Origin of the sequence: Clostridium collagenovorans DSM 3089, from assembly GCF_900130005.1 — a bacterium.
Taxonomy (GTDB): Bacteria; Bacillota; Clostridia; order Clostridiales; family Clostridiaceae; genus Clostridium_D; species Clostridium_D collagenovorans.
In genome coordinates this window covers 55,727-77,088 of sequence record NZ_FQXP01000013.1, presented here as the reverse complement: position 1 = coordinate 77,088, position 21,362 = coordinate 55,727, and the positions used below count along the sequence as shown (strand labels likewise).

19 protein-coding genes are annotated in these 21,362 nt (G+C 30.1%); 16 read left to right on the top strand and 3 right to left on the bottom strand.

The genetic code is table 11. The features are described from left to right. Positions 1–465: LPXTG cell wall anchor domain-containing protein (locus tag BUA48_RS13980; protein WP_143147730.1), on the top strand; the 465-nt coding region annotated here is incomplete at its 5' end. A 139-nt stretch (positions 466–604) separates the two neighbouring features. Here BUA48_RS13980 and BUA48_RS13975 read toward each other — a convergent pair. After that, on the bottom strand, positions 605–2,065 hold the full coding sequence (locus BUA48_RS13975; RefSeq protein WP_072832684.1) for an aminotransferase class I/II-fold pyridoxal phosphate-dependent enzyme: 1,461 nt from the start codon (positions 2,063–2,065) through the stop codon (positions 605–607). A 319-nt stretch (positions 2,066–2,384) separates the two neighbouring features. Between BUA48_RS13975 and BUA48_RS13970 the strand changes: the two genes are divergently transcribed. The 11 genes from BUA48_RS13970 to spoVAE all read left to right on the top strand — a co-directional run bounded on the left by BUA48_RS13970 (position 2,385) and on the right by spoVAE (position 12,745). After that, positions 2,385–4,112, top strand: coding sequence for a phospho-sugar mutase (locus BUA48_RS13970; protein WP_072832683.1), 1,728 nt, complete (start codon positions 2,385–2,387; stop codon positions 4,110–4,112). Between the two features lie 11 nt (positions 4,113–4,123). Further along, entirely contained in the window at positions 4,124–5,185 is a 1,062-nt protein-coding gene (locus BUA48_RS13965) for a tetratricopeptide repeat protein (RefSeq protein WP_072832682.1), read from the top strand. Between the two features lie 52 nt (positions 5,186–5,237). Continuing rightward, on the top strand, positions 5,238–6,146 hold the full coding sequence (gene galU, locus BUA48_RS13960; RefSeq protein WP_072832681.1) for a UTP--glucose-1-phosphate uridylyltransferase GalU: 909 nt from the start codon (positions 5,238–5,240) through the stop codon (positions 6,144–6,146). A 604-nt stretch (positions 6,147–6,750) separates the two neighbouring features. Further along, complete coding sequence (locus BUA48_RS13955; RefSeq protein ID WP_178138991.1) at positions 6,751–7,383, top strand: cyclodeaminase/cyclohydrolase family protein; 633 nt, start codon at positions 6,751–6,753, stop codon at positions 7,381–7,383. A gap of 82 nt (positions 7,384–7,465) precedes the next feature. Continuing rightward, on the top strand, positions 7,466–8,632 hold the full coding sequence (locus BUA48_RS13950; RefSeq protein WP_143147731.1) for a CD0519/CD1768 family membrane protein: 1,167 nt from the start codon (positions 7,466–7,468) through the stop codon (positions 8,630–8,632). 550 nt (positions 8,633–9,182) lie between these two features. After that, on the top strand, positions 9,183–9,518 hold the full coding sequence (spoIIAA, locus tag BUA48_RS13945; RefSeq protein WP_072832678.1) for an anti-sigma F factor antagonist: 336 nt from the start codon (positions 9,183–9,185) through the stop codon (positions 9,516–9,518). A 14-nt stretch (positions 9,519–9,532) separates the two neighbouring features. Further along, positions 9,533–9,964: an anti-sigma F factor gene (spoIIAB, locus tag BUA48_RS13940; RefSeq protein ID WP_072832677.1), complete on the top strand. Its 432-nt coding sequence runs from the start codon at positions 9,533–9,535 to the stop codon at positions 9,962–9,964. A gap of 9 nt (positions 9,965–9,973) precedes the next feature. Beyond that, positions 9,974–10,729 (top strand): RNA polymerase sporulation sigma factor SigF, encoded by a 756-nt coding sequence (gene sigF / locus BUA48_RS13935; RefSeq protein WP_143147729.1) that lies wholly within the window; start codon positions 9,974–9,976, stop codon positions 10,727–10,729. A 103-nt stretch (positions 10,730–10,832) separates the two neighbouring features. Then, a complete protein-coding gene (gene spoVAC / locus BUA48_RS13930; protein WP_072832676.1) occupies positions 10,833–11,306 on the top strand; it encodes a stage V sporulation protein AC in 474 nt (157 codons plus the stop codon). A gap of 12 nt (positions 11,307–11,318) precedes the next feature. Further along, complete coding sequence (gene spoVAD / locus BUA48_RS13925; RefSeq protein WP_072832675.1) at positions 11,319–12,389, top strand: stage V sporulation protein AD; 1,071 nt, start codon at positions 11,319–11,321, stop codon at positions 12,387–12,389. Next, complete coding sequence (gene spoVAE / locus BUA48_RS13920) at positions 12,383–12,745, top strand: stage V sporulation protein AE (protein WP_072832674.1); 363 nt, start codon at positions 12,383–12,385, stop codon at positions 12,743–12,745. The genes spoVAD and spoVAE overlap by 7 nt, the downstream gene beginning before the upstream one ends. A 35-nt stretch (positions 12,746–12,780) precedes the next feature. Here the strand turns inward: spoVAE and BUA48_RS13915 are convergent, their stop codons facing one another. Continuing rightward, complete coding sequence (locus BUA48_RS13915; protein ID WP_072832673.1) at positions 12,781–15,384, bottom strand: transglycosylase domain-containing protein; 2,604 nt, start codon at positions 15,382–15,384, stop codon at positions 12,781–12,783. Positions 15,385–15,717: 333 nt separating this feature from the next. After that, complete coding sequence (gene hpt / locus BUA48_RS13910; RefSeq protein ID WP_072832672.1) at positions 15,718–16,245, bottom strand: hypoxanthine phosphoribosyltransferase; 528 nt, start codon at positions 16,243–16,245, stop codon at positions 15,718–15,720. 120 nt (positions 16,246–16,365) lie between these two features. On the opposite strand from hpt, the gene hflX reads away from it, so the two are divergent. The 4 genes from hflX (at position 16,366) to BUA48_RS13890 (ending at position 21,362) form a co-directional block, all read left to right on the top strand. After that, positions 16,366–18,153: a GTPase HflX gene (hflX, locus tag BUA48_RS13905; protein WP_072832671.1), complete on the top strand. Its 1,788-nt coding sequence runs from the start codon at positions 16,366–16,368 to the stop codon at positions 18,151–18,153. A 176-nt stretch (positions 18,154–18,329) separates the two neighbouring features. Then, entirely contained in the window at positions 18,330–19,223 is an 894-nt protein-coding gene (locus BUA48_RS13900; protein ID WP_072832670.1) for a nucleotidyltransferase domain-containing protein, read from the top strand. Positions 19,224–19,235: 12 nt separating this feature from the next. Then, a complete protein-coding gene (gene pdxR / locus BUA48_RS13895) occupies positions 19,236–20,642 on the top strand; it encodes a MocR-like pyridoxine biosynthesis transcription factor PdxR (RefSeq protein ID WP_072832669.1) in 1,407 nt (468 codons plus the stop codon). A gap of 27 nt (positions 20,643–20,669) precedes the next feature. Further along, positions 20,670–21,362, top strand: coding sequence for a HEAT repeat domain-containing protein (locus tag BUA48_RS13890; RefSeq protein WP_072832668.1), 693 nt, complete (start codon positions 20,670–20,672; stop codon positions 21,360–21,362).

Sequence of the window (21,362 nt, the reverse complement as noted above, 5' to 3'; positions counted from 1 at the left end):
CAAAAGGCTTTAGTTTCAAAGGAGATAGAAAATAAATTAAAAGATGCAGAAGCTAAAATAGCACAGTTGGAAGAAGAGATTCAAAAAGAAGAAGCCGATAAAAAGGTAGCAGAAGGTGTAATAAATAAGATAAATGATTTGCCAGAGAAAATAACTTTAGAGAATAAAAAAGCTGTAGAAGAAGCAAGAAAAGCATATAGTGATTTGACAGAAGCTCAGAAGGCTTTAGTTTCAAAGGAAATAGAAAATAAATTAAAAGATGCAGAAGCTAAAATATTAGAGTTAGAGAAAGCCATTAAGGAAGAAGAGGATAAGAAAAAGCCTTCAATTCCAGAAAAGGATAAGGAAAATACAGGTATTTTACCTGCAACAGGGCAGAAAAAATCTACAACTACAGTATTAATGGGTGTATTGTTAGTATTGTTAGGAGCACTGAAAATAAGAAAAAAGGATAAGACTATATAGACTTAAAAAAGTTACGTTAATTAATTAAAAGATAGTAAAAGAAAATATAATTTCCAAAATTTGTTTACAAATAAAAAGGATGTACAACTAAAGCTTTAGTTGTACATCCTCTTTATTTATTATAATTTATATTATGTAGTTATTTAACAACTTTAATATATTCAACTTCGCTATCTTCAGTTCCTTGAACATAAAGACCAACTCTTTTTAATTCATAAACATAGTCTACTATTTCTTGAGTTATGATCTCACCAGGACAAAGAATTGGAATACCAGGAGGATAAGCCATAAGGAATTCTCCACTAGTCATTCCTACACTTTCAGATATCTTTACGGATACCTTATCACTATAGAAGGCATCACGAGGAAGTAAGATTTGTTTAGGTATTTTAGGAATATCAAGGAAATCACTTAATCTTTTACCTTCACCATAGTAATCTTCACTTATTTCTCTTAATGCATCTAAAAGTTTATCCATTCCTTCTTGAGTGTCTCCAAAGGAACCTACAGCTAATACGTTATACAAATCAGAAAGTTCCATTTGGATATGATATTTATTTGATAAAATCATATCAAGATCATATCCAGTTATACCTAAGTCTCTACAACTAATAGTTATTTTAGTAGGATCAAAGGAATAAGCTCCATCAACACCAAGAACTTCTTCACCAAAACAATAGAATCCAGGAATTTTATTTACCTCTGTTCTTACATAAGAAGCTAACTCTATTGATTTATCAAGTAATTCAGTTCCGTTAATTGCTATTTGTCTTCTAGAACAATCTAAAGAAGCCATTAAAACATAAGATGGTGAGGTAGTTTGCAGTAAACTTAGCATTTGCTTCACCCTAGGTATAGAAACCCTTTCACCTCTAACTTGTAGTAAAGAAGCTTGAGTCATTGCACCTATTATTTTATGCGTACTTTGAGCACAAATATCAGCACCAGCTTCCATTGCTGACATTGGTAACTTTTCATTGAATTTTAAATGAGGACCATGTGCTTCGTCAACAATTAAAGGAATATCATAGCTATGAACTATTTCAACAATTTCCTCTATGTTAGTAGCAACTCCATAATAAGTTGGGTTAATAATTAATACAGCCTTTGCATCAGGGTTAGCTTCTAGAGTTTCCCTTACTGTTTCAGGTGATACTCCATGAGCAATTCCAAGAGTTCTGTCAAGCTCTGGCTGCATATAAACAGGTACAGCACCACTTAAAATAATACCAGCAGTAATGGATTTATGAACGTTTCTAGGTATTATAAGTTTATCACCTTGACTTACAACGGACATAATCATCGCCTGGATTGCTCCAGATGTTCCGTGCATAGAGTAAAATGCTGCATCTGCACCATAAGCATCAGCTGCAAGCTCTTGAGCCTTTTTTATAGGTCCAGTAGGATGGTGTAGACTATCAACAAGTTTAAAAACTGTTACATCTATTTTAAAAGCATTGTCACCTATGAAGGATCTAAATTCTTCATCCATACCTAAACCTTTTTTATGGCCGGGAACGTGAAAGGGTAAAGTCTCTCTGTCAACATACTCTTTTAGAGCATCAAACAAAGGAGTTTCATTTTGATTAAGTTTATACAATTCACAACACCTACCTTAAAAGTTATCTTAAAATATTATAGCATAAACATTACTTATTATATGTAGCAAATAATATTATAAGTAAAAATATATTTGAAAGCAATTGTTTTATATGTTAAGAAAAGTACATATGATATAATAATATAAATTAATTTTGAAAAAGATACTAATTAATGCTAGAAAAGGTGCTAAATTCATAGAAATAGTTACTTAAAGTTTATGAAATTGTAAAGAGGTAAATAAAATTATATAAATGTGTGGTTAATTAATAAAAATGTAGTATAATATATTTCGTATGACTAAGTTGTGGAGGTAAGATATGAGTTATATAGATAAGTATGACACTTGGTTAAGTTCAGAGTTACTAGATGACAATGAAAAGCTTGAATTAAAAAACTTAAGCAGTGAAAAGGAAATAGAAGATAGATTTTATAAAGACTTAGAATTCGGTACTGGTGGCTTAAGAGGAGTTATGGGTATTGGTAGCAATAGAATGAACATCTATACAGTTGGAAAAGCTACTCAAGGATTAGCAGATTATTTAAATGATAAATATAAAAATGAAGATATATCAGTTAGTATAGCATATGATTCAAGAAATAATTCAAGAACCTTTGCAGAAAGAGCAGCATGTATTTTATGTGCTAATGGCATTAAGGTTAATTTATTTAGTGAATTAAAACCAACTCCAATGTTATCTTTTGCTGTAAAAAAATTAAAATCTAAAGCCGGAATCGTAATGACGGCATCTCATAACCCAAAACAATATAATGGATATAAAGTATACAATGAATATGGTGGGCAGATAACTGACGATGCTGCTAAAAAGGTTATAGAGAGAGTAGATAGTTTAGATATATTTACAGAAATTAAATATATGAGTTATGAAGAAGCTATAGCAAGTGGTAAATTAAACATAATAGATGAAGAGATTGAAAAAATATATGTGGATAAAGTAAGAGATTTAGTTATACGCAAAGAGCTAGTAGAAAATAAAGCAAAAGATTTAAAGATAGTTTATACTCCAATACATGGTAGCGGAAATAAGCCTGTTAGAAGAGTTTTAAATGAACTAGGCTATGAAAATACTTTTGTAGTAAAAGAACAGGAGTTACCAGATGGAAACTTCCCTACTGCAGCTTATCCAAATCCAGAGGAACCAAAAGTATTTGAATTAGCAATTGAACTTGGTAAAAAAGTGGATTCAGATATAATTTTTGGAACAGATCCTGATTGTGATAGAATAGGAGTTGTAGTTAAGGACAATAATGGTGAATATAAGGTTTTAAGTGGAAACCAAACAGGTGTGTTATTAACACATTATATGCTTATGTCCCTTAGTGAATTAGGAAAGCTAAAAGAAAATCCTGTTATTATAAAAACTATAGTTACAACTGATATGGTAGAAACTATTGCTAAAGAATATGGTGCTACTGTGGAAAGTTTATTAACAGGTTTCAAATATATTGGTGAAAGAATACATGAATATGAAGAAAATAAGGAAAAGAACTTTATTTTTGGATTTGAAGAAAGCTATGGTTACTTAGCAGGAGATTTTGTAAAAGATAAGGATGCTGTAGTTGCTTCAGCTTTAATATGTGAGATGGCTTTATATTATAAATCAAAAGGAAAGTCATTATATGAAGCATTAATAGATTTGTATGAAAAATATGGATATTACAAGGAAAATTTAATATCTATAAGTTTAGAGGGTAAAGAAGGGCAAGAACAAATAAAAGCTACTCTTGAATTCTTAAGACATTCAATGAACTCTTCAATTGATGGAGTAGACATTGTTAAAAAGTTAGATTATAAAGTAAGCAAAGAAAAAAATGTTAAGAGTATCGAAGAGAAAACAATAGATCTTCCAGCTTCTAACGTGCTTAAATTTGTTTTAGAGGATGACTCTTGGTTTGTGGTTAGACCATCAGGAACTGAGCCAAAAATGAAGATATATACTTCGGTTATTGGTAAAGGCTTAGAAGATAGCTTAAACAAAAGTGAAAAATTAAAAGAAAATATTATGAGTATAATTGATAGAGCATAGGATGGTGTTATATGGATATAAAATCTCGCTTTAATGAAAAGTTATCTAAGCTTTTATTTATAGAAATAAAAGCTGATACTAAAATAGGGGAATGTATTTTAAAAAAGGGCATATATGTACCTATTAAGGCTAATGAAGTGGCGGATAATGTAGAAAAAGGTGAAGACTTTAAAAATATTCCTCTAAAGCATTTAATAGAGGGGATGTTCTATGTTTTAGGTGCGGATTCGGAGTTTAGGTATAATAATGAGTATAAAAATATATTAAAATCCTTAGAGGAGTCAACTTATTTCATTAAGGGGAGAATTGCTAACTTAGTTAGTGATGATGAATTAGAAGAGGCTTATATATTATTAAAAGGATTAATAACTATAGAACAATCAAATGAGAATTTAGAAAAGGCATATTTGATTTTAGAGAATTTAAGATCTCTAGATGAAATGTTTGAGTTTGAAGAATTGAGTCTTATAGATATGGGTAAGAAAACTGAAGGATTCTCATCACCATATTTATATGAATCTTTAATTTTAAGAGATAAGAAGGACTTTCAAGGGGCACTACATTCTCTGAATCTATATATAAGTTTAGGCGGAAAAGAAACCAGTGAAGTAATAGAGTTTAAACAAAGCTTAAGTTCTATTAATCAATATGAGAAGGGTAAAATGCTTGTGGATGAAGATCCTACAGCAGCACTTAAAATTTTATTACCTTTAATTGAGTACTTTACAGATAGTGCAGAAGTTTTTTATTATGTAGCTGTTGCATATAGAAATTTAGAAAATTTTGAAAAGGCTATATATTATTTGAATGAAGCATTTACTATAGATGATGGTTTGATTGAAGTTATTAATGAGTATGGAATAAACTATGCAAGCTTACAAGATTATGAGAGAGCTATTTTATATTTTAAAAAGGCCTTTGAAGCTACTAAGTCCGTAGAAATATGCACTAATATAATTATGTGTTATTTAAATCTAGGAAATATGGAAGAGGCTAAAAATCACATGGAAATAGCTACGAGATTAGATCCAAAGGATGAGATAGTGAGCGAACTTAAAAACTATATAAAATAAGCTTAATATCTATTTTGAATTAGCTAATGGTTTATATTGGGAGGAAATAGAAATGAAAGTTAAGAAGGCAATAATACCTGCTGCAGGTTTAGGAACTAGGTTTTTACCTGCAACTAAAGCTCAACCAAAGGAAATGTTACCTATAGTTGATAAGCCTACAATACAATATATTATAGAAGAAGCAGTTAAATCTGGAATAGAGCAGATTTTAATTATAACTGGAAGAAATAAAAAATCTATAGAAGATCACTTTGATAAATCTTTTGAATTAGAAGCTCAGCTTGAAGAGGCTGGAAAAACTGAATTATTAAAGATTGTTCAGGATATTTCTAGTATGGTAGATATTCATTATATAAGACAAAAGGAACCTAAAGGATTAGGTCATGCTATTAATTGTGCTAGAATTTTCGTAGGAAATGAGCCTTTTGCAGTATTACTTGGAGATGATGTTGTAGATAGTGAAGTTCCATGTTTAAAACAGTTAATGGATTATTATGAGGAACACAATGCTTCAGTATTAGGTGTTCAAGAAGTTGCTCCAGAGAATGTATCTAAATATGGTATTATTAAGGGTGAGCAAATAGGAGAAAGATTATATAAGGTTGATGATTTAGTTGAGAAGCCTAACCCAGAGGAAGCTCCTTCTAATGTTGCAATATTAGGTAGATATATAATAACTCCTGAGATATTTGATATCTTAAGTAATCAAAAACCAGGTAAGAATAATGAGATTCAATTAACAGATGCGTTAAAAGAACTTATAAATAGAGAAGAAATGTATGCATACAACTTTGAAGGAAGAAGATATGATGTTGGTGATAAGCTAGGATTCCTTCAAGCAACTGTTGAATTTGCACTTAAAAATGAGGATTTAAACGAAGAATTTATGGATTACTTACTTACAGTAAAGGATAATCCAAAATTTAAGGATTTATATAACAAATTAAGTAGTAAAAAATAATATATAAAAAGAGTCTATAGCATTGAGAATCTTGGCATAATATACAGTTATTTAATAATAAGTTACTTTATATTATTTCTAAGAATCTTTATGCTAAGGCTTTTTTTTATGTATGATAAAGAAAGTATGTATGATAAACAAAATAAGAAGTAAAGATTATAAGATGAAGTTATCTATAAGAAATATAGAAGAATTTAAATTTTTGAAAAAATCAAATAAATGATATTTTGTATATGTATAAAACAATAGAATAAATAGATACAATTTATGAAAAACATGGTATATGTGAAAAATATAAAAATATTTTTTTATATTTTAAGAAACTTTTTGTAATTTTTTATTGAATTTTTGAGGAAAATTATATAAGATTACTATAGGCTTAAAAACAAAACGTCTAAAAAAAGAGTTTTTGGAAAATAGAGAAAATTTTCAATAGATAATAAGATTACTGTTCGATTAACAAAAGGTAGCAGAAAAATAAAAAAAGTCTTTCAGAAAATTGTGGATAATAGGGTAATATATTTTATTATGTGGTAATATATTATAGAGTTTTGAAAGTAGATTTTAAAATAAGCACTTTGTTTTAATTTGGAGGTAATAAATTTTGAAAGAAAAAACTTTAAATACATTTATAAATGAATTATCATCTTCATCACCTGTTCCAGGTGGAGGTAGTGTGGGTGCATTATGTGCTTCTTTATCTTCCGCATTAACATCTATGGTTTTAAATCTTACTGTAGGAAAGAAAATTTATGAAAACTACAATAGTGAAGAAAAAAGACTAGTGGATGAGGCTTTAGCAGCAAGCAAGATAAACACAGAAGAATTCATGAAATTAATAACTAAGGATATGGAAGCTTTTACAGAGTTAATGCATATGTATAAACTTCCGAAAAATACTGAAGAGGAAAAGTCTTTTAGAGAGAGTAAGTTACAAGAGGGATATGAAAATGCTATGGGGGTACCACTTGTGCTTGCAGAAAAATCCTTGGAATTTTATGATTATATTTTAGTTGCATGTAGGCTAGGTAATAAAAATGTTCTTTCAGATGCTGGAGTGGCTGCTATAACTCTGCAAGCTGCTATAGAAACATCCATAATGAACGTAAGAGTAAATCTTGCATTTATACATAATAAAGATGAAGTTGTAAAGATAGAACAGCATTGTTGTAATATTTTAAAAAAAGGGGAAGAGAAGAAGCAGGAGATAGTAAATATCGTTTATAAAAGTATTTAAAATTATATATATCTAGTAAAACATTTTTGGGGGAAAAGTTATGAAAAAAGAGAAAACAAAACAACTTAATGAAGAAGAAAACATGCTAAAGAATCCAAATGTTAAAAAATCCATTAGTACAGAAGGATTTTTATTCTTCGCTGGGTTTTTAGCATTCTTTGTATTTTTAGGAATGAAAATGGGCACAGTTAATATGTTTAATACATTAATGGAAACAGCTCATGATTTATTACTTAATACAGTATTCTTTATAATGGGTATTGCGGTATTAGCAGGTGCTATAGCTGCCTTATTATCTGAATTTGGAGTTATTTCTATTGTTAATAGATTATTATCACCACTTATGAGACCTTTATATGATCTTCCAGGTGCTGCTGCATTAGGAATGATTACAACTTATTTATCAGATAACCCAGCTATTATAACATTAGCTCAAGATAAAGGTTTTTTAAGATACTTTAAAAAATATCAGTTACCAGCACTAACTAACTTAGGTACAGCTTTCGGAATGGGATTAATTTTAACTACATTCATGATTGCTCAAAAATCACCTACAGGGGAAAGTTTTATATTACCAGCATTAATAGGTAATATTGGAGCTATTATTGGTAGTATTATAAGTGTAAGACTTATGATGAGAGCTACTAAAAAGGAATATGGTACAGAGGCTATGGCTTACGAAGATGATTCTAATAGTTTTGATTTCATGAACTATAGAGAAGTTAGAAGCGGTAGCTTTGGTGGAAGATTCTTAGAAGCTCTTTTAGAGGGTGGTAAATCAGGTGTTGATATGGGACTAGCAATAGTGCCAGGAGTATTAATCATCTGTACAATGGTATTAATGCTTACTAATGGACCTTCTGATGCAGGTACATACACTGGAGCTGCATATGAAGGGGTAAGAGTATTACCTTGGCTTGGAGATAAAATAAGCTTTATTTTAGAGCCTTTATTTGGATTCCAAAGTTCAGAAGCATTAGCATTCCCTATTACATCTTTAGGCGCAGTTGGTGCAGCTATAAGTTTAGTACCTAAACTTTTACAACAAGGATTAATTGGTGGAAATGAAATAGCAATATTTACAGCTATGGGTATGTGCTGGAGTGGATACTTAAGTACACATGTAGCTATGATGGATAGCTTAAACTGTAGAAAACTTACAGGTAGTGCAATTATAAGTCATACCTTTGGTGGACTTGCAGCTGGTATATCAGCACACTGGTTGTATGTATTAGTTAGTTTATTCTAAAATAAGTATATTTTAAAGAGACTGTCGAAGTAAGAATAAATCTTAAAACATGTTTAGTTTATAATTAATTTATAAATATAACATTCTTTTTAGGGATTTATTCATAAGACAGTCTCTTTTGTTTTGCAGTAAAAAAGGTATAAGGAGTATATTTAGCACTTTAGTAATTTTATAAATAGATTTATAGATTAGTACAGGAAATTACTATCAATAAGATGGAATTATTAAATGTGAAATATATTTAATTTGTATATTTAGTTAAAAAATGTATAATAGAATATGAGAGGAATTTTAAGGCGCATAAAATTTCAACTTAGTAGTAGTATATATAAAATAAAAATTACAATAAAAAACTTAAATTGCAACAAATATTATAATAAAAATTAAATATATAGTGAATAAAGGGTAAAAATTGAGAAAAAAACTTAAAAATACAAAAAAAGTCTTTGCAATATATAGTTTTTGGTATAAAATATAAATAAATGGAAAAAATTATAAAATAACAAAAGAATTATTAAAGATATAATAATACTACTAGGGGGGAAAAATAATGTATTTAGAGTTCAAGGCATTAAATAATGTTTTAATAGTAAGTATAGAGGGTGAACTTGATCATCATAATGTGGAAGAAGTAAGAACTAAGATTGATGATAGACTGGATAGAGATGCTATTAGCAAACTTATTATGGACTTTTCGGCTCTTAACTTTATGGACAGCTCTGGAATTGGAATGATCATAGGAAGGTATAAGAGATTAAATTCAAAGGGCGGTAATTTAGCTATAGCTAATGTTAAAAGTAATCTAGATAAAATATTTGAGTTATCAGGTATACATAAAATAATTAAACTGTATGATAACATCGAAGAAGCATTGGAGAATATTTAGTGGGGGGATTAACCATGTTTAAAAATAGTATGAGGTTAGAGTTTTTAAGCAAATCTCAAAATGTATCTTTAGCAAGAGTAGCGGTAGCAGCCTTTGTTTCTGACATTGACCCTACATTAGATGAAATTGAAGACGTAAAGGTCATAATTTCAGAGGTGGTAACTAACGCTATTATACATGGATATGATGATAATGAAGATGGGATAATAGTTTTAGAAGCTAATTTAGAGGGAAAAGAGTTAATATTAAAGGTTGAAGATAAAGGTAAGGGAATAGAGGATATTGATCTTGCAATGACTCCTTTTTATAGCTCAAGAGCTGATCTTGAACATGCTGGAATGGGTTTCATGTTTATGCAAAGTTTTTCTAATTCTCTAAAAGTAAATTCAAATGTAGGTGAGGGTACTTCAGTAATAATTAAAAAAGTTTTTGAATCAGTAAGTTAGGTGAAAAATATGGATAAGACTATGGTCCAAAGTAAGGTAGATAAATATAATGATAATTTAGAACTTATTGAACAAGCGAGAAGTGGAGATAAAGTAGCCTTAGATAAAATAACAGAGATTAACTTACCATTGGTATCTTCTATATGTAAGAAATTCTTAAATAGAGGATATGAGTATGATGATATTTTTCAAATTGGTTGTATAGGTTTAATTAAAGCTGTAAATAATTTTGATGCAAAGTTTAATGTGAGATTTTCCACATATGCAGTACCTATGATAATGGGTGAGATAAAAAGATTTTTAAGAGATGATGGAATGATTAAGGTTAGTAGAAGCTTAAAAAGCACTGCTAAGGAAATACATTATGCTAAGGAAGAATTATGCAACAAGCTTGGAAAGGAGCCAACCTTAGAAGAACTTTCGGAGTATACGAAGATAAGTAAGGAAGATATAATTTTTGCCTTAGAATCTTCTGTTGGGCCACAATATTTGTATGATACAATACATCAAGATGATGGATCACCAGTATTACTTATTGATAAATTAAGTGATAATTACGAGGAAAGTGATAATTTGATAGATAAGATAGCCTTGAAGGATTTATTATATTCTTTAGATGAAAAATCAAGGCAGGTAATAATGCTTCGATATTTTAAAGATAAGACACAGGTACAAGTTGCCAAGGTTTTAGGTATAAGTCAAGTTCAGGTATCAAGAATTGAAAAACGTGTACTATTAAAATTAAAAGAGAAATTGACAAGCTAACTCATATGAAATTCATATGAGTTTTTTTTATTTAAAGGTTTAAATTTTTTACAATTGCTTAAAATAACTTAAGTAAGTGTTATTAGTGAAAGGAGGAGTATAAGTGAATAATAAAGAAAATAAGGATAAGGTAACAGAAAAAAAAATAAAAAACAAGTTTAATCAATTGAATAAACAAGCAGAACCTAAACCACCCTTAGCACTACATTGTACAAAGGCCTTTATAGTAGGTGGAGGAATTTGTGTTGTTGGAGAAATTATAAAAGATGTAATGATGCATTTTGGAGTTTCAGAGCCAGATGCAGCTAATTTTTTATCTATAATTATGGTTTTCATAGGAGCCTTTTTAACAGGAATTGGAGTCTATGATAAGATAGGTGAGTTTTCTGGTGCAGGGTCCTTAGTTCCTATAACAGGTTTTGCAAACTCTATTGTATCCCCAGCTATTGAATTCAAAAGTGAAGGATTCATTTTAGGATTAGGAGCTAAGATGTTTACCATAGCTGGTCCAGTATTAGTATATGGAATAGGCTCATCTGTTATAGTGGGACTCATATATTATATTTTTAATTTATAGGTGGTGAAGAAAGTGTCTAAAAGAATTGGTAAACAAACTGTTGAGTTAATAAATAGACCTAAAATAATAAGTACAGGTACCGTGGTTGGACCTAAGGAAGGTGAAGGGCCATTATCAAAGTATTTTGATGTAATCTTAGAAGATGATAAAAATGGGCAAGAAACCTTTGAAAAAGCTGAGAGTAGCTTAGTAACTACAGCTGTAAATAAGGCTTTGGAAAAAGCGAACTTAAAAAATACGGATATACATTATATATTTGCAGGAGATTTATTAAATCAATTATCTGCATCTACTTTTGCTTTAAGAGGGCTAGAAATACCTTTCATAGGGTTATATGGGGCATGTTCTACTATGGCATTATCCTTATCTATGGCAGCAATGAATGTAGATGGGGAATTCAGTGATTATAGCATAGCTGCAACTTCTTCACACTTTTCTACAGCTGAAAGACAATTTAGAACACCATTAGAATATGGTGGGCAAAAGAAAGTAACATCTCAATGGACTGTAACTGCTTCAGGTGCGGCTATTGTGAGTTCAAAAGGAGGAGAAATTTATCCTCAAATAACTCATGTTACTACTGGTAAAATTATGGACTATGGAATTACAGATGCAAATAATATGGGTGCAGCTATGGCTCCAGCAGCGGTTGATACTATAAAACAACATTTACGTGATACAGGTAGAACTCCTGATTATTATGATGTAATAGCTACTGGAGATTTAGGTAGCTATGGAATGGAATTAACTAAAAAATTATTACTTGAATATGGGTATGATGTTTCTAAGGTGTACATAGATTGTGGAGTGGAAATATTTAAAGAAAATAATGGAGATAAGAGTAATCCTGATAAATGTGGTGATAAATGCTTAGATGGTGTAATGTGTGGAGGAAGTGGGTGTGGATGTTCTGCATCTGTATTCTGTGGATATCTATATAAATCCTTATTAAATGGTAAGTTTAAAAAGGTTCTTCTAGTGTCTACAGGTGCACTTCTAAGTACAACTACTAGCTTGCAAGGAGAGTCAATACCGGGTATTGCTCATGCAGTAGCAATTGAATTTGGAGGTGCAAAATGTTAGTTAAATATTTAGGAGTATTTTTAGTGGGAGGAATTTTTTGTGTTATAGCACAAATTATTTTAGATAAGACTAAACTTACTCCAGCTCATGTTTTGGTTGGATATGTTACCTTAGGTGTGATTTTAGGTGCTTTAGGTATATATGAATATATAGTTAAGTTTGGTAATGCAGGAGCAACCATTCCATTACCAGGATTCGGATATGCTTTAGCAAAAGGCGTTATAAAAGAAGTTAAAGAAACAGGACTATTAGGTGTATTTACAGGTGGAATAAAGGGCACTGCTGGAGGAATTACCGCAGCAATAGTATTCGGGTATTTAATGGCTACAATTTTTAAAGCTAGAACTAAAAACTAAGAAATAATTAAATATACTATATAAAAAAGCTGTGGTTAAAACCACAGCTTTTTTAATGTATCATTTATTGCTATACTTAAATTTCTAAGTAATGTATTTGTTCTTGCTTCAGGTTTATTATCTGAAGGTCCTTCCTGCCCGTTATTAGGCTTGTTTGTGTTGGGCTTATTAGAATCATTAGGTTTGTTTTCTCCTCCGTTATTAGGCTTATTTGGCTCTTGAGGAGTTGTTGATTCTTCGCCTTCAGGTTTTTTATCTTCATGTTTATTTTCTTCAGGTTTGAAAATAGAATCATCTTTTTCTGTTGGAAGAACATACGCTTGGTCTTTAACAGAAGCACCAGGATTATATGCTCTGGTTATAAAAACTCTATCCTCTACAGCAGAAGGATTACTTGTCTCTGAGGCTAATACATATCTATCGCCTTTTTTTACAACTTTAGCAGCAACGTGAACCTTATCAATAGTAGTAGGAACTGTTCCGTCTATAAATATTTCTTTATAGACTCTATTTCCTCTAGGATCTTTAAAGGTTAAGTCTGAAGGTAATGTACCTGAGTCCTTACTAATATCTGCCCAAGTTATGCCACTAGGCATAGCAACTTCTTTAGTTTCAACACCCTTATGTGCTTGACTCATAATACGTGCCCAAAGTTGACCCATTGTATTACTGTATAAGCCGTTTACTGTTGAATAATCATCAGTACCTACCCAAACTGCTCCAGAATAGTTAGGAGTAAGTCCAGCAAACCAAAGATCCTTAGAGAAACTAGATGTACCAGTTTTACCTCTAACAGGAACATTGCTGTCAAATACAGCTCCAGGAGCAGTACCACCAGGACTTACAGGCGCTTTTAATAAATCCCACATAATATATGAAGATTTTGCATCTAAAATTTGATTTGTTTCAGGTGCATTATCTATTAAAACTTTACCATTTCTATCTACAACCTTAGTGTATAGTATAGGCTCTGTTATTACTCCATTGTTTCCAAAGGTCCCATAAGCAGCAGATATGGTTAATGGATTAGTTCCATTATATTCTCCACTGTCAGTTTGGCCTAAGGCTAAGGCAGCCATACTAGATTTATCCTCTGAATCTAATTGTAATCCAAATTTTTCACCATATGAGGCACCTAAATCTAAACCTAATTGATCAAGAGTCTTAACTGAAATAGTATTAAGAGAACGCTGAATAGCTTCCCTAACAGTTGAATATCCAGAGTAACCAACAGGAGAGTTATTTGGGTTATATGGTTTTTCACCAGGACCCGCATATTTTTTACCTATATTCTCTGGAATAGGAGTATCATCAAAAACTGTACCAGCAGTTATTTTCTTTGAATCAATACCAGGTGCATAAACTGTAAGTGGTTTTATTGCAGAACCAGGTGCTCTTAAAAAAGCATTAGAAGCTGCTCTGTTATAAGATAAAGCTGCTTGTTCTCCTCTACCACCGACTATTGTCTTAACCTCACCAGTACGATAATCCATTACTACAGCAGAGGCTTGAAGCTTATCTTGCTTAGGTAATAATGAACTATTAAATGGGTTTTTACCACCAGGAACATCATCTAAAATTGCTTGAGATACCTCTTGCAATTCTGTATTCATAGTAGTGTATATTTTTAATCCGCCACTTGCCAAAAGATTATTTATATCCTTATCATCATATTTTAATTTTTCTTTTAAATCCTTTGATAAAGCTTCAATTACTGGACGAGAGAACCATTCAAATTGCATTTTTTCTTCCATATTTTTATTAAAGCTATAAGTTAATTGAGGTTTTATGGCCTCATCATACTCTTCTTGAGATATCTTATTGTTTTTTAATAACAAGTTTAAAACAGAACTAGTTCTAGGAGACTCGTGTAACTCATTATTATCAAAAGCATATTTAGCTGCTGAATATGAAACAGATGGACTTTGGGCGCAACTTGCTATAAAAGCAGACTCTGTAAGAGTAAGCTCATCAAGAGGTTTATCAAAGTATTGTAGTGCAGCTGCCTTAACTCCATAAGCACTACCACCTAAATATATTGTATTCATATAAGCTTCTAAAATTTTATCCTTAGATAAATGCTTTTCTAATTGAAGTGCAAGATACATCTCTTGAACTTTTCTTTTTATACTCAATCTGTTATTTAAAGATTCTTCTAAGAAGTATCTTTGCTTTATAAGCTGTTGAGTAATTGTGGAAGCACCTTGAAACTCAGGTTGACCCTTAAGTATGCTCTTAACATTTCCAAGCATAGCACCAGTAAATCTTATAAGATCTATTCCGTTATGAGAATAGAAACGTTCATCTTCTATAGCTACAAAGGATTCCTTAAGATGCTCAGGAACTTGATCGATTAAAACAGGTTCACGTTTTTGTTCTGTTAAATAAGTATCTATTAATTCACCTTTATCATCATAAAATTTTGCAGGCTCATTCATTGAAGTTATAAGTTCTAAGTCAAGTTCTGGAGTAGTTTTAGCCATAGCTAGAATCGCACCACCACCAGCTACAAAACATGTTAGAATTAAACATAAAAAAGAAATTAATAATATCTTAAATACACTTTTTTTGCGCTTAGTTTTCTTAGTTTTTTTATTAGACTTTTTTGTAGTTTTCTTTGATTTCTTGTCTTCACTCATTAGCTATCCTCCTATTATAAGAATAAATAAAAGCTAAATCAGGTAGCTTAATTTATATTATTATATCATAAGATTAATTTTAACAATACTAATTAATCAAAAATGTAATAAATACTCTTATTATTATGTGCAATTTATATAGCTTTAAATCCTTTTAAAAAAATATGTAATAAAGATGTAAGTTTATAGAAATAAATATGTTTTCTATAAGCTTTTTTCGGATAAATTGTAAACTAATATAGGGTTAAAAGTCAATAAAAAAGAGCTCATAATTAATGTGAAATATCATTAATTATGGGCTCCTATATGTACGATTACAAACTTGATAAATTATTATTTAGATTCCCAGTTGAAAACGTAAGGAATATTTCTATAATAATCACCATAATTTAATCCATATCCTACAACGAAAAGATCTGGAATAGTAAAGCAACAATAATCAGGTTTTATATCAACTTTTCTTCTCTCAGGTTTATCTAATAGTACGCAACATTTAACAGAAGCAGCACCAAGAGATTTAACATGATTAACTACAAAATCCATAGTTATACCAGTGTCCACAATATCATCTACTATAAGTACATGACAATTTTCTATGTTGTCAGGAATGTCATTGATAACTTTAACAGAACCTGATGAAGTTTCTGAATGACCATAGCTAGATGTTGTCATAAAACCAATTTTGGTAGGAACTGTTAATTCTCTTACTAAATCAGCAGCATAAATAAAGCTACCTCTAAGAAGAGAAAGAACATAAATTTCTTTACCTTCATAATCTTTTGAAATTTCTTTACCTAATTCAACTATTCTAGAATTAATTTCATCTTTACTAAAAAGTATATTTCTTTTTTTATTTTCCATAGTTATCCCGCCCTCTATGTAATATTTACAACATAGAATTTATAGTATAAAATTAAGGCATAGTTGTCAAGTATATAAATGCATTTGCCAGAAAATACTTTAGAACGGAGATGATATATAGTGATATATGGAAATATTGAAGGTGTAAGAAATGTTATTTTAGACACTTTAGAAGAAATTTATGATATTAAAGTACCTAAGGATAGTATTTTTACAAATGATTTAGTTAATATAATGTGTACTATTACAGAAAGAGTAGGAAGAGAAATAAGTGTAGTTATTGATAGAAAGGGAAGAGTACAAAATGTAGCTATAGGAGATAGCACATCAGTAGACTTACCTATGATAGATGTTAAAGAAAATAGACTATCAGGTATTAGAATAATACACACTCATCCATCAGGAAATCCAAGATTATCAGCTTTAGATACCTCAGCTTTAACAAAATTAAAATTAGATGCTATGGTTGCAATAGGTGTAAATGGTGAAGACTACAATAAAAGCCTTGTTAATGTAGGTTTTTGTACAATCGAAAATAACATATTAGTATATGAAGAATTAGCTAATATGGATTTAGAATCTGTAGAAAACTTTCAGTTTTTAGACAGAGTATCATACATCGAAGAAAGCATAAAAAATAATGATGTTTATGAAGATAATAGTGAAAGAGCTATTTTAGTAGGTATTGATAGTGAAGAAAGTTTAGATGAACTTGAAGAACTAGCTAAAGCATGTAATGTTGGAGTTGTATATAAAGTATTTCAAAATAGACCAAAGGCTGATTCGTCTTTTTATGTAGGATCAGGTAAGGTTGATGAAATACAAATGTTGAAACAAGCTTTAAAAGCTAATGTAATTATAATTGATGATGAATTAACAGGAGCTCAAATTAGAAATTTAGAAGAAAATACTGGCGCTAAGGTTATTGATAGAACTAGTTTGATTTTAGAGATTTTCGCAAGAAGAGCTAGAAGTAAAGAAGCGAGCTTACAGGTAGAGCTTGCACAATTAAAATATAGATCCTTAAGACTTATGGGTCTAGGAACAGTACTTTCAAGAACAGGTGGAGGTATTGGAACAAAGGGTCCAGGAGAAAAGAAACTAGAAATAGATAGAAGACATATTAGAAATAGAATTTATGATTTATCTAAGGAATTACAAAAAATAAGAGGCAACAGGGTTGTACAAAGAGAAAAGAGAGTGAAGAGTAATCTTCCACAGGTATCTTTAGTTGGATATACAAACACAGGGAAATCAACACTTAGAAACAAGTTATGTGATATTGTTCCTGCTAATATAGCTAACAAAGAAAAGGTATTTGAAGCAGATATGCTATTTGCAACCTTGGATACAACAACTCGTGCTTTAACATTACCAGATAAAAGAGTTGCAACTTTATCTGATACAGTAGGATTTATTAGAAAGCTTCCACATGATTTGGTTGAATGTTTTAAGTCAACTTTAGAAGAGGTTTTATATTCAGATTTACTTTTACATGTAGTTGATGTATCTTCAGATAAATTATTTGAACAAATAGAAGCTGTAAATACTGTGTTAACTGAACTTAAATCCTTTGATAAAAATAGAATTATGGTATTGAATAAAATCGATAAGGTAAGTAAGGAAAGATTAGAAGAAGTTAAAGAAAAACTTCAAGGCGAAAAGGTTGTTGAGATTTCAGCAAAGGAAGGATTAAACTTAGAGCTATTATTAGATGAAATCGTTAAAGAACTTCCAAGCAATCAAGTACTTAGAAGCTTCTTAATACCATACAGTGAGCAAGGAAATGTGGCTATGCTTCATAGAAATGCAAGAATTGAAGAGGAAGATTTTAGGGATGAAGGCACATATATATGCGCTTATGTAGATGAAGAAGTATATAATAAGCTGAAATCCTATGAGGTTTAAGTAAAATAAAAAGAGACTGTTGCACTAAGGGATTTAAGTATAAGTGATTTTGAAAATACCACTTATATTATGGAAACTACTCTTGATGCAACAGTTTTTGTATAAAAAAATGAAATTTTAGAGTATTATATTAATTAAAGGGAATTAAAATTTAGAAAGTAAGCAGGTGATTGGGTGTGGGAAAGGAAATATTAGATTATCAAAGAGCTTGTAACTTAACCCTTGATAATTTAAAAAGTGAGCAAGAAGTACTAGCGGTTTTAATACATGGTTCTATGCTAACAGGTGATATTTGGGAAGGGTCAGATATAGATATGTTTGTTGTTATAGATGAGGAATCTAATAACATAAAGCACATATATGCAGAAGAAAATGAAATTTCTATACATTTAAAAATATTAAGCAAAGGAAAATTTATTTCTATTTGTGAAGAGGGTGTAAAGGGAGCATATATACACAGAATATTATCTTCCTCTAGATTGATGTTTTCAAAGGATAGACAAATTACTGAGGTTTACGATAGAGTAAGATATTTTCCAGATTTAGAAAGAAAAAAATGGAATATAGTGTATTTAGGAAAGTTACTTAAGGATATGAATGAGTGTAGAAAATATCTTACAAACGATTCAATTCATACAGCCTATAGTATGGCAGTTATGGCAGTTAGAAGCTTTTCAAAGTTCTATGTAAATTTATCTGGATATATGATTAATAGAGATGTTGTTACTACAACTTTAGGATTAAATAATACCTTTAGTGAGTATGTTGAGGAATTATTTATAAATAATACAGATAAAGAAGATTGTATAAACACTATTTTAAAATACATGGAAGAGTATGTGGAAGTTAATTTAAAGAGAGCTACTAATGTGCTTATAGAGTTTTTAAAAGAAAAAAATGTGGCATTAAGTTCAGAAGAAATAAAATGTGACATGTTCTTTGATGGCTTTGATATAAAAATGGAAGAAATACTAGGATTACTTACAGAAAAAGCTGTGGTTAAAAAGGATATAAGAGAATTTAAATTTAATGCTGGAACTGTTATTAAAGAAAAGGTATATTTTATTTAGTGAGAGAAGAATATGGAAAAGTTTATATGTACTTATGATAATGACGAAACTAAATATGTACAAATATGTAATCATATAAAAAACTTAATTAAAAACGATGAACTTGAAGATGGAGAAAAGCTACCTACTATTAGAAGTCTTAGTGATTTTTTAGGTGTAAACAAGATAACAATAATTAATGCTTATAAGAAGCTAGAGCAAGAAGGTTACGCTGTTTCTAAAATGGGGAGTGGAACCTTTGCTAAAAAGAGAGATTTCAATATAAGCTTTAAGAGAAAGTACAGTGAGATTTTTAAAACCTACAGCAAGGAGCAACTTAGTAAATATATAGATTTTACAGGTGAAGTTGTTAAGGGAGATAATTTCCCAGTTGATGTTTTTAAGAAAGTACTTAATGAAGTAATAGATAGAGATGGGGCAGAGGCATTCATACATCAAGAAAGTTTAGGATATGATGGATTACGTAAAAGTATAAGCAATAACTTCTGGCATAAAAGTATTTCTATAGATAATATTCTTATAGTTTCTGGAGCTCAACAAGGCATAGATATAGTGTCAAAGGCTTTAATTGATGTAAATGATAATGTAATAGTGGAAAAGCCTACTTACATTGGAGCTTTGTCAGTTTTTAAGTGGAGAAGAGCAAATATACTTGAAGTTGATATTATGAAAGATGGAATAGATATAAATCAACTTGAAGAGATATTAAAGAAAACTAAAATAAAGTGTTTTTATGTAATGAGTTATTTTCAAAACCCAACAGGGATAAGTTACAGTGAAGAGAAGAAAAAGAGGATACTAGAACTAGCACAGCAATATGACTTTTATATAATAGAAGATGATTACTTATCGGAACTTATTTATAATGAGAAATTGAAGTACAAAAGTTTTAAGGCACTAGATCACAATGATAGAGTCATATATATTAAAAGTTTTTCAAAAATATTTTTACCAGGTATTCGTTTAGGATACTTAATTCCTCCTAAAGAATTCAAAGAAAGTATTATTAGCTCAAAGGTAAACACAGATATTTCAACATCAAGTTTAATGCAAAGAGCATTAGGCTATTATATTGATGAAGGACTGTGGATAGAATATATAGAAAAATTAAATTGCAGTAATAAGAAAAAATACAGGCTATTAGTGGAACTTATAAATAGCAAATTGGGAGACTATGTTCAGTGTAATTACCCTGAGGGGGGACTACATATATATTTTACCTTAAAATCTGAAGGAATGGATTCTGTCCAATTGTTTTATAAGTGTAAGAAAAAAGGAGTGCTAATTACTCCAGGCGTATTATTCTTTAAAAATAGTAAGGACGGATTAAAAAGCTTTAGAATAAACTTCTCGGAGGTTACCTTAGAAAATATAGAAAAAGGAATAGAAGTTATTGAAAATGTGCTAAAACATTCATAATAAATATAATTAAAAGTGAGTGATAAAATGAAAAAGGGACTTGTTAATATTAAGTGGAATGATATTGAGGATTTGTCTAATGAGGATATTTCTTATTTTCTTTTTTTAGAAGGAAAGTCCATAGAGGTTATTAGCAAAATTAGAGGATTAGAGACTAGTGAAGTTCAAAGACACATAATTGAAGGTAAAATTAAATATAGACTTTTATCTAAAAGCAATAATATTGAAGAACTTTTTCATTCTATAGCTACTGCTGGAAAACAAGATAAATTAAGAGTTTTAAATTCTTTAGATGATAAAACAAAACAGGAAATTCTTAAGTTTGTTAAGGATAGATACATACAAATGAGTAGCAAGGATAAAGAGGCAGCAGTATGGATTGTTGGAGAGCTAAGGGATGTAAATAGCAAAGGAATACTTATAAAGGGTTCTGTACATAAATCCTTTAATGTAAGAAGACTTTCAGTTTCAGCCATAGGTAAACTTCAAGATAAGGACCTTGAAATGACTTTAATAAGGGCCTTAGATGATAGCAATCCACAGGTTGTTACTTATGCAATAGGTTCTTTAGCAAAGATAAAAGGTAAAAAAGCTAAAGAGAAGATAGAAAATCTAAAACATAAAAGTGATAAAGCTTACATAATAAGAGCGGCAGATAAGTATTTAGAAACTATTGATGAAGAAAATTTGGGGATAAAAAAGGAAGAATTTGAGGTGTAA

What these genes read in the sequence shown, in the direction of transcription:
- BUA48_RS13965 (WP_072832682.1), top strand. Translation starts at nt 4,124, where the DNA reads ATGGATATAAAATCTCGCTTTAATGAAAAGTTATCTAAGCTTTTATTT.
- pdxR (WP_072832669.1), top strand. Translation starts at nt 19,236, where the DNA reads ATGGAAAAGTTTATATGTACTTATGATAATGACGAAACTAAATATGTA.
- sigF (WP_143147729.1), top strand. Translation starts at nt 9,974, where the DNA reads ATGGATAAGACTATGGTCCAAAGTAAGGTAGATAAATATAATGATAAT.
- galU (WP_072832681.1), top strand. Translation starts at nt 5,238, where the DNA reads ATGAAAGTTAAGAAGGCAATAATACCTGCTGCAGGTTTAGGAACTAGG.
- spoIIAA (WP_072832678.1), top strand. Translation starts at nt 9,183, where the DNA reads ATGTATTTAGAGTTCAAGGCATTAAATAATGTTTTAATAGTAAGTATA.
- hpt (WP_072832672.1), bottom strand. Translation starts at nt 16,245, where the DNA reads ATGGAAAATAAAAAAAGAAATATACTTTTTAGTAAAGATGAAATTAAT.
- spoIIAB (WP_072832677.1), top strand. Translation starts at nt 9,533, where the DNA reads ATGTTTAAAAATAGTATGAGGTTAGAGTTTTTAAGCAAATCTCAAAAT.
- BUA48_RS13915 (WP_072832673.1), bottom strand. Translation starts at nt 15,384, where the DNA reads ATGAGTGAAGACAAGAAATCAAAGAAAACTACAAAAAAGTCTAATAAA.
- BUA48_RS13970 (WP_072832683.1), top strand. Translation starts at nt 2,385, where the DNA reads ATGAGTTATATAGATAAGTATGACACTTGGTTAAGTTCAGAGTTACTA.
- BUA48_RS13950 (WP_143147731.1), top strand. Translation starts at nt 7,466, where the DNA reads ATGCTAAAGAATCCAAATGTTAAAAAATCCATTAGTACAGAAGGATTT.
- BUA48_RS13890 (WP_072832668.1), top strand. Translation starts at nt 20,670, where the DNA reads ATGAAAAAGGGACTTGTTAATATTAAGTGGAATGATATTGAGGATTTG.
- spoVAE (WP_072832674.1), top strand. Translation starts at nt 12,383, where the DNA reads ATGTTAGTTAAATATTTAGGAGTATTTTTAGTGGGAGGAATTTTTTGT.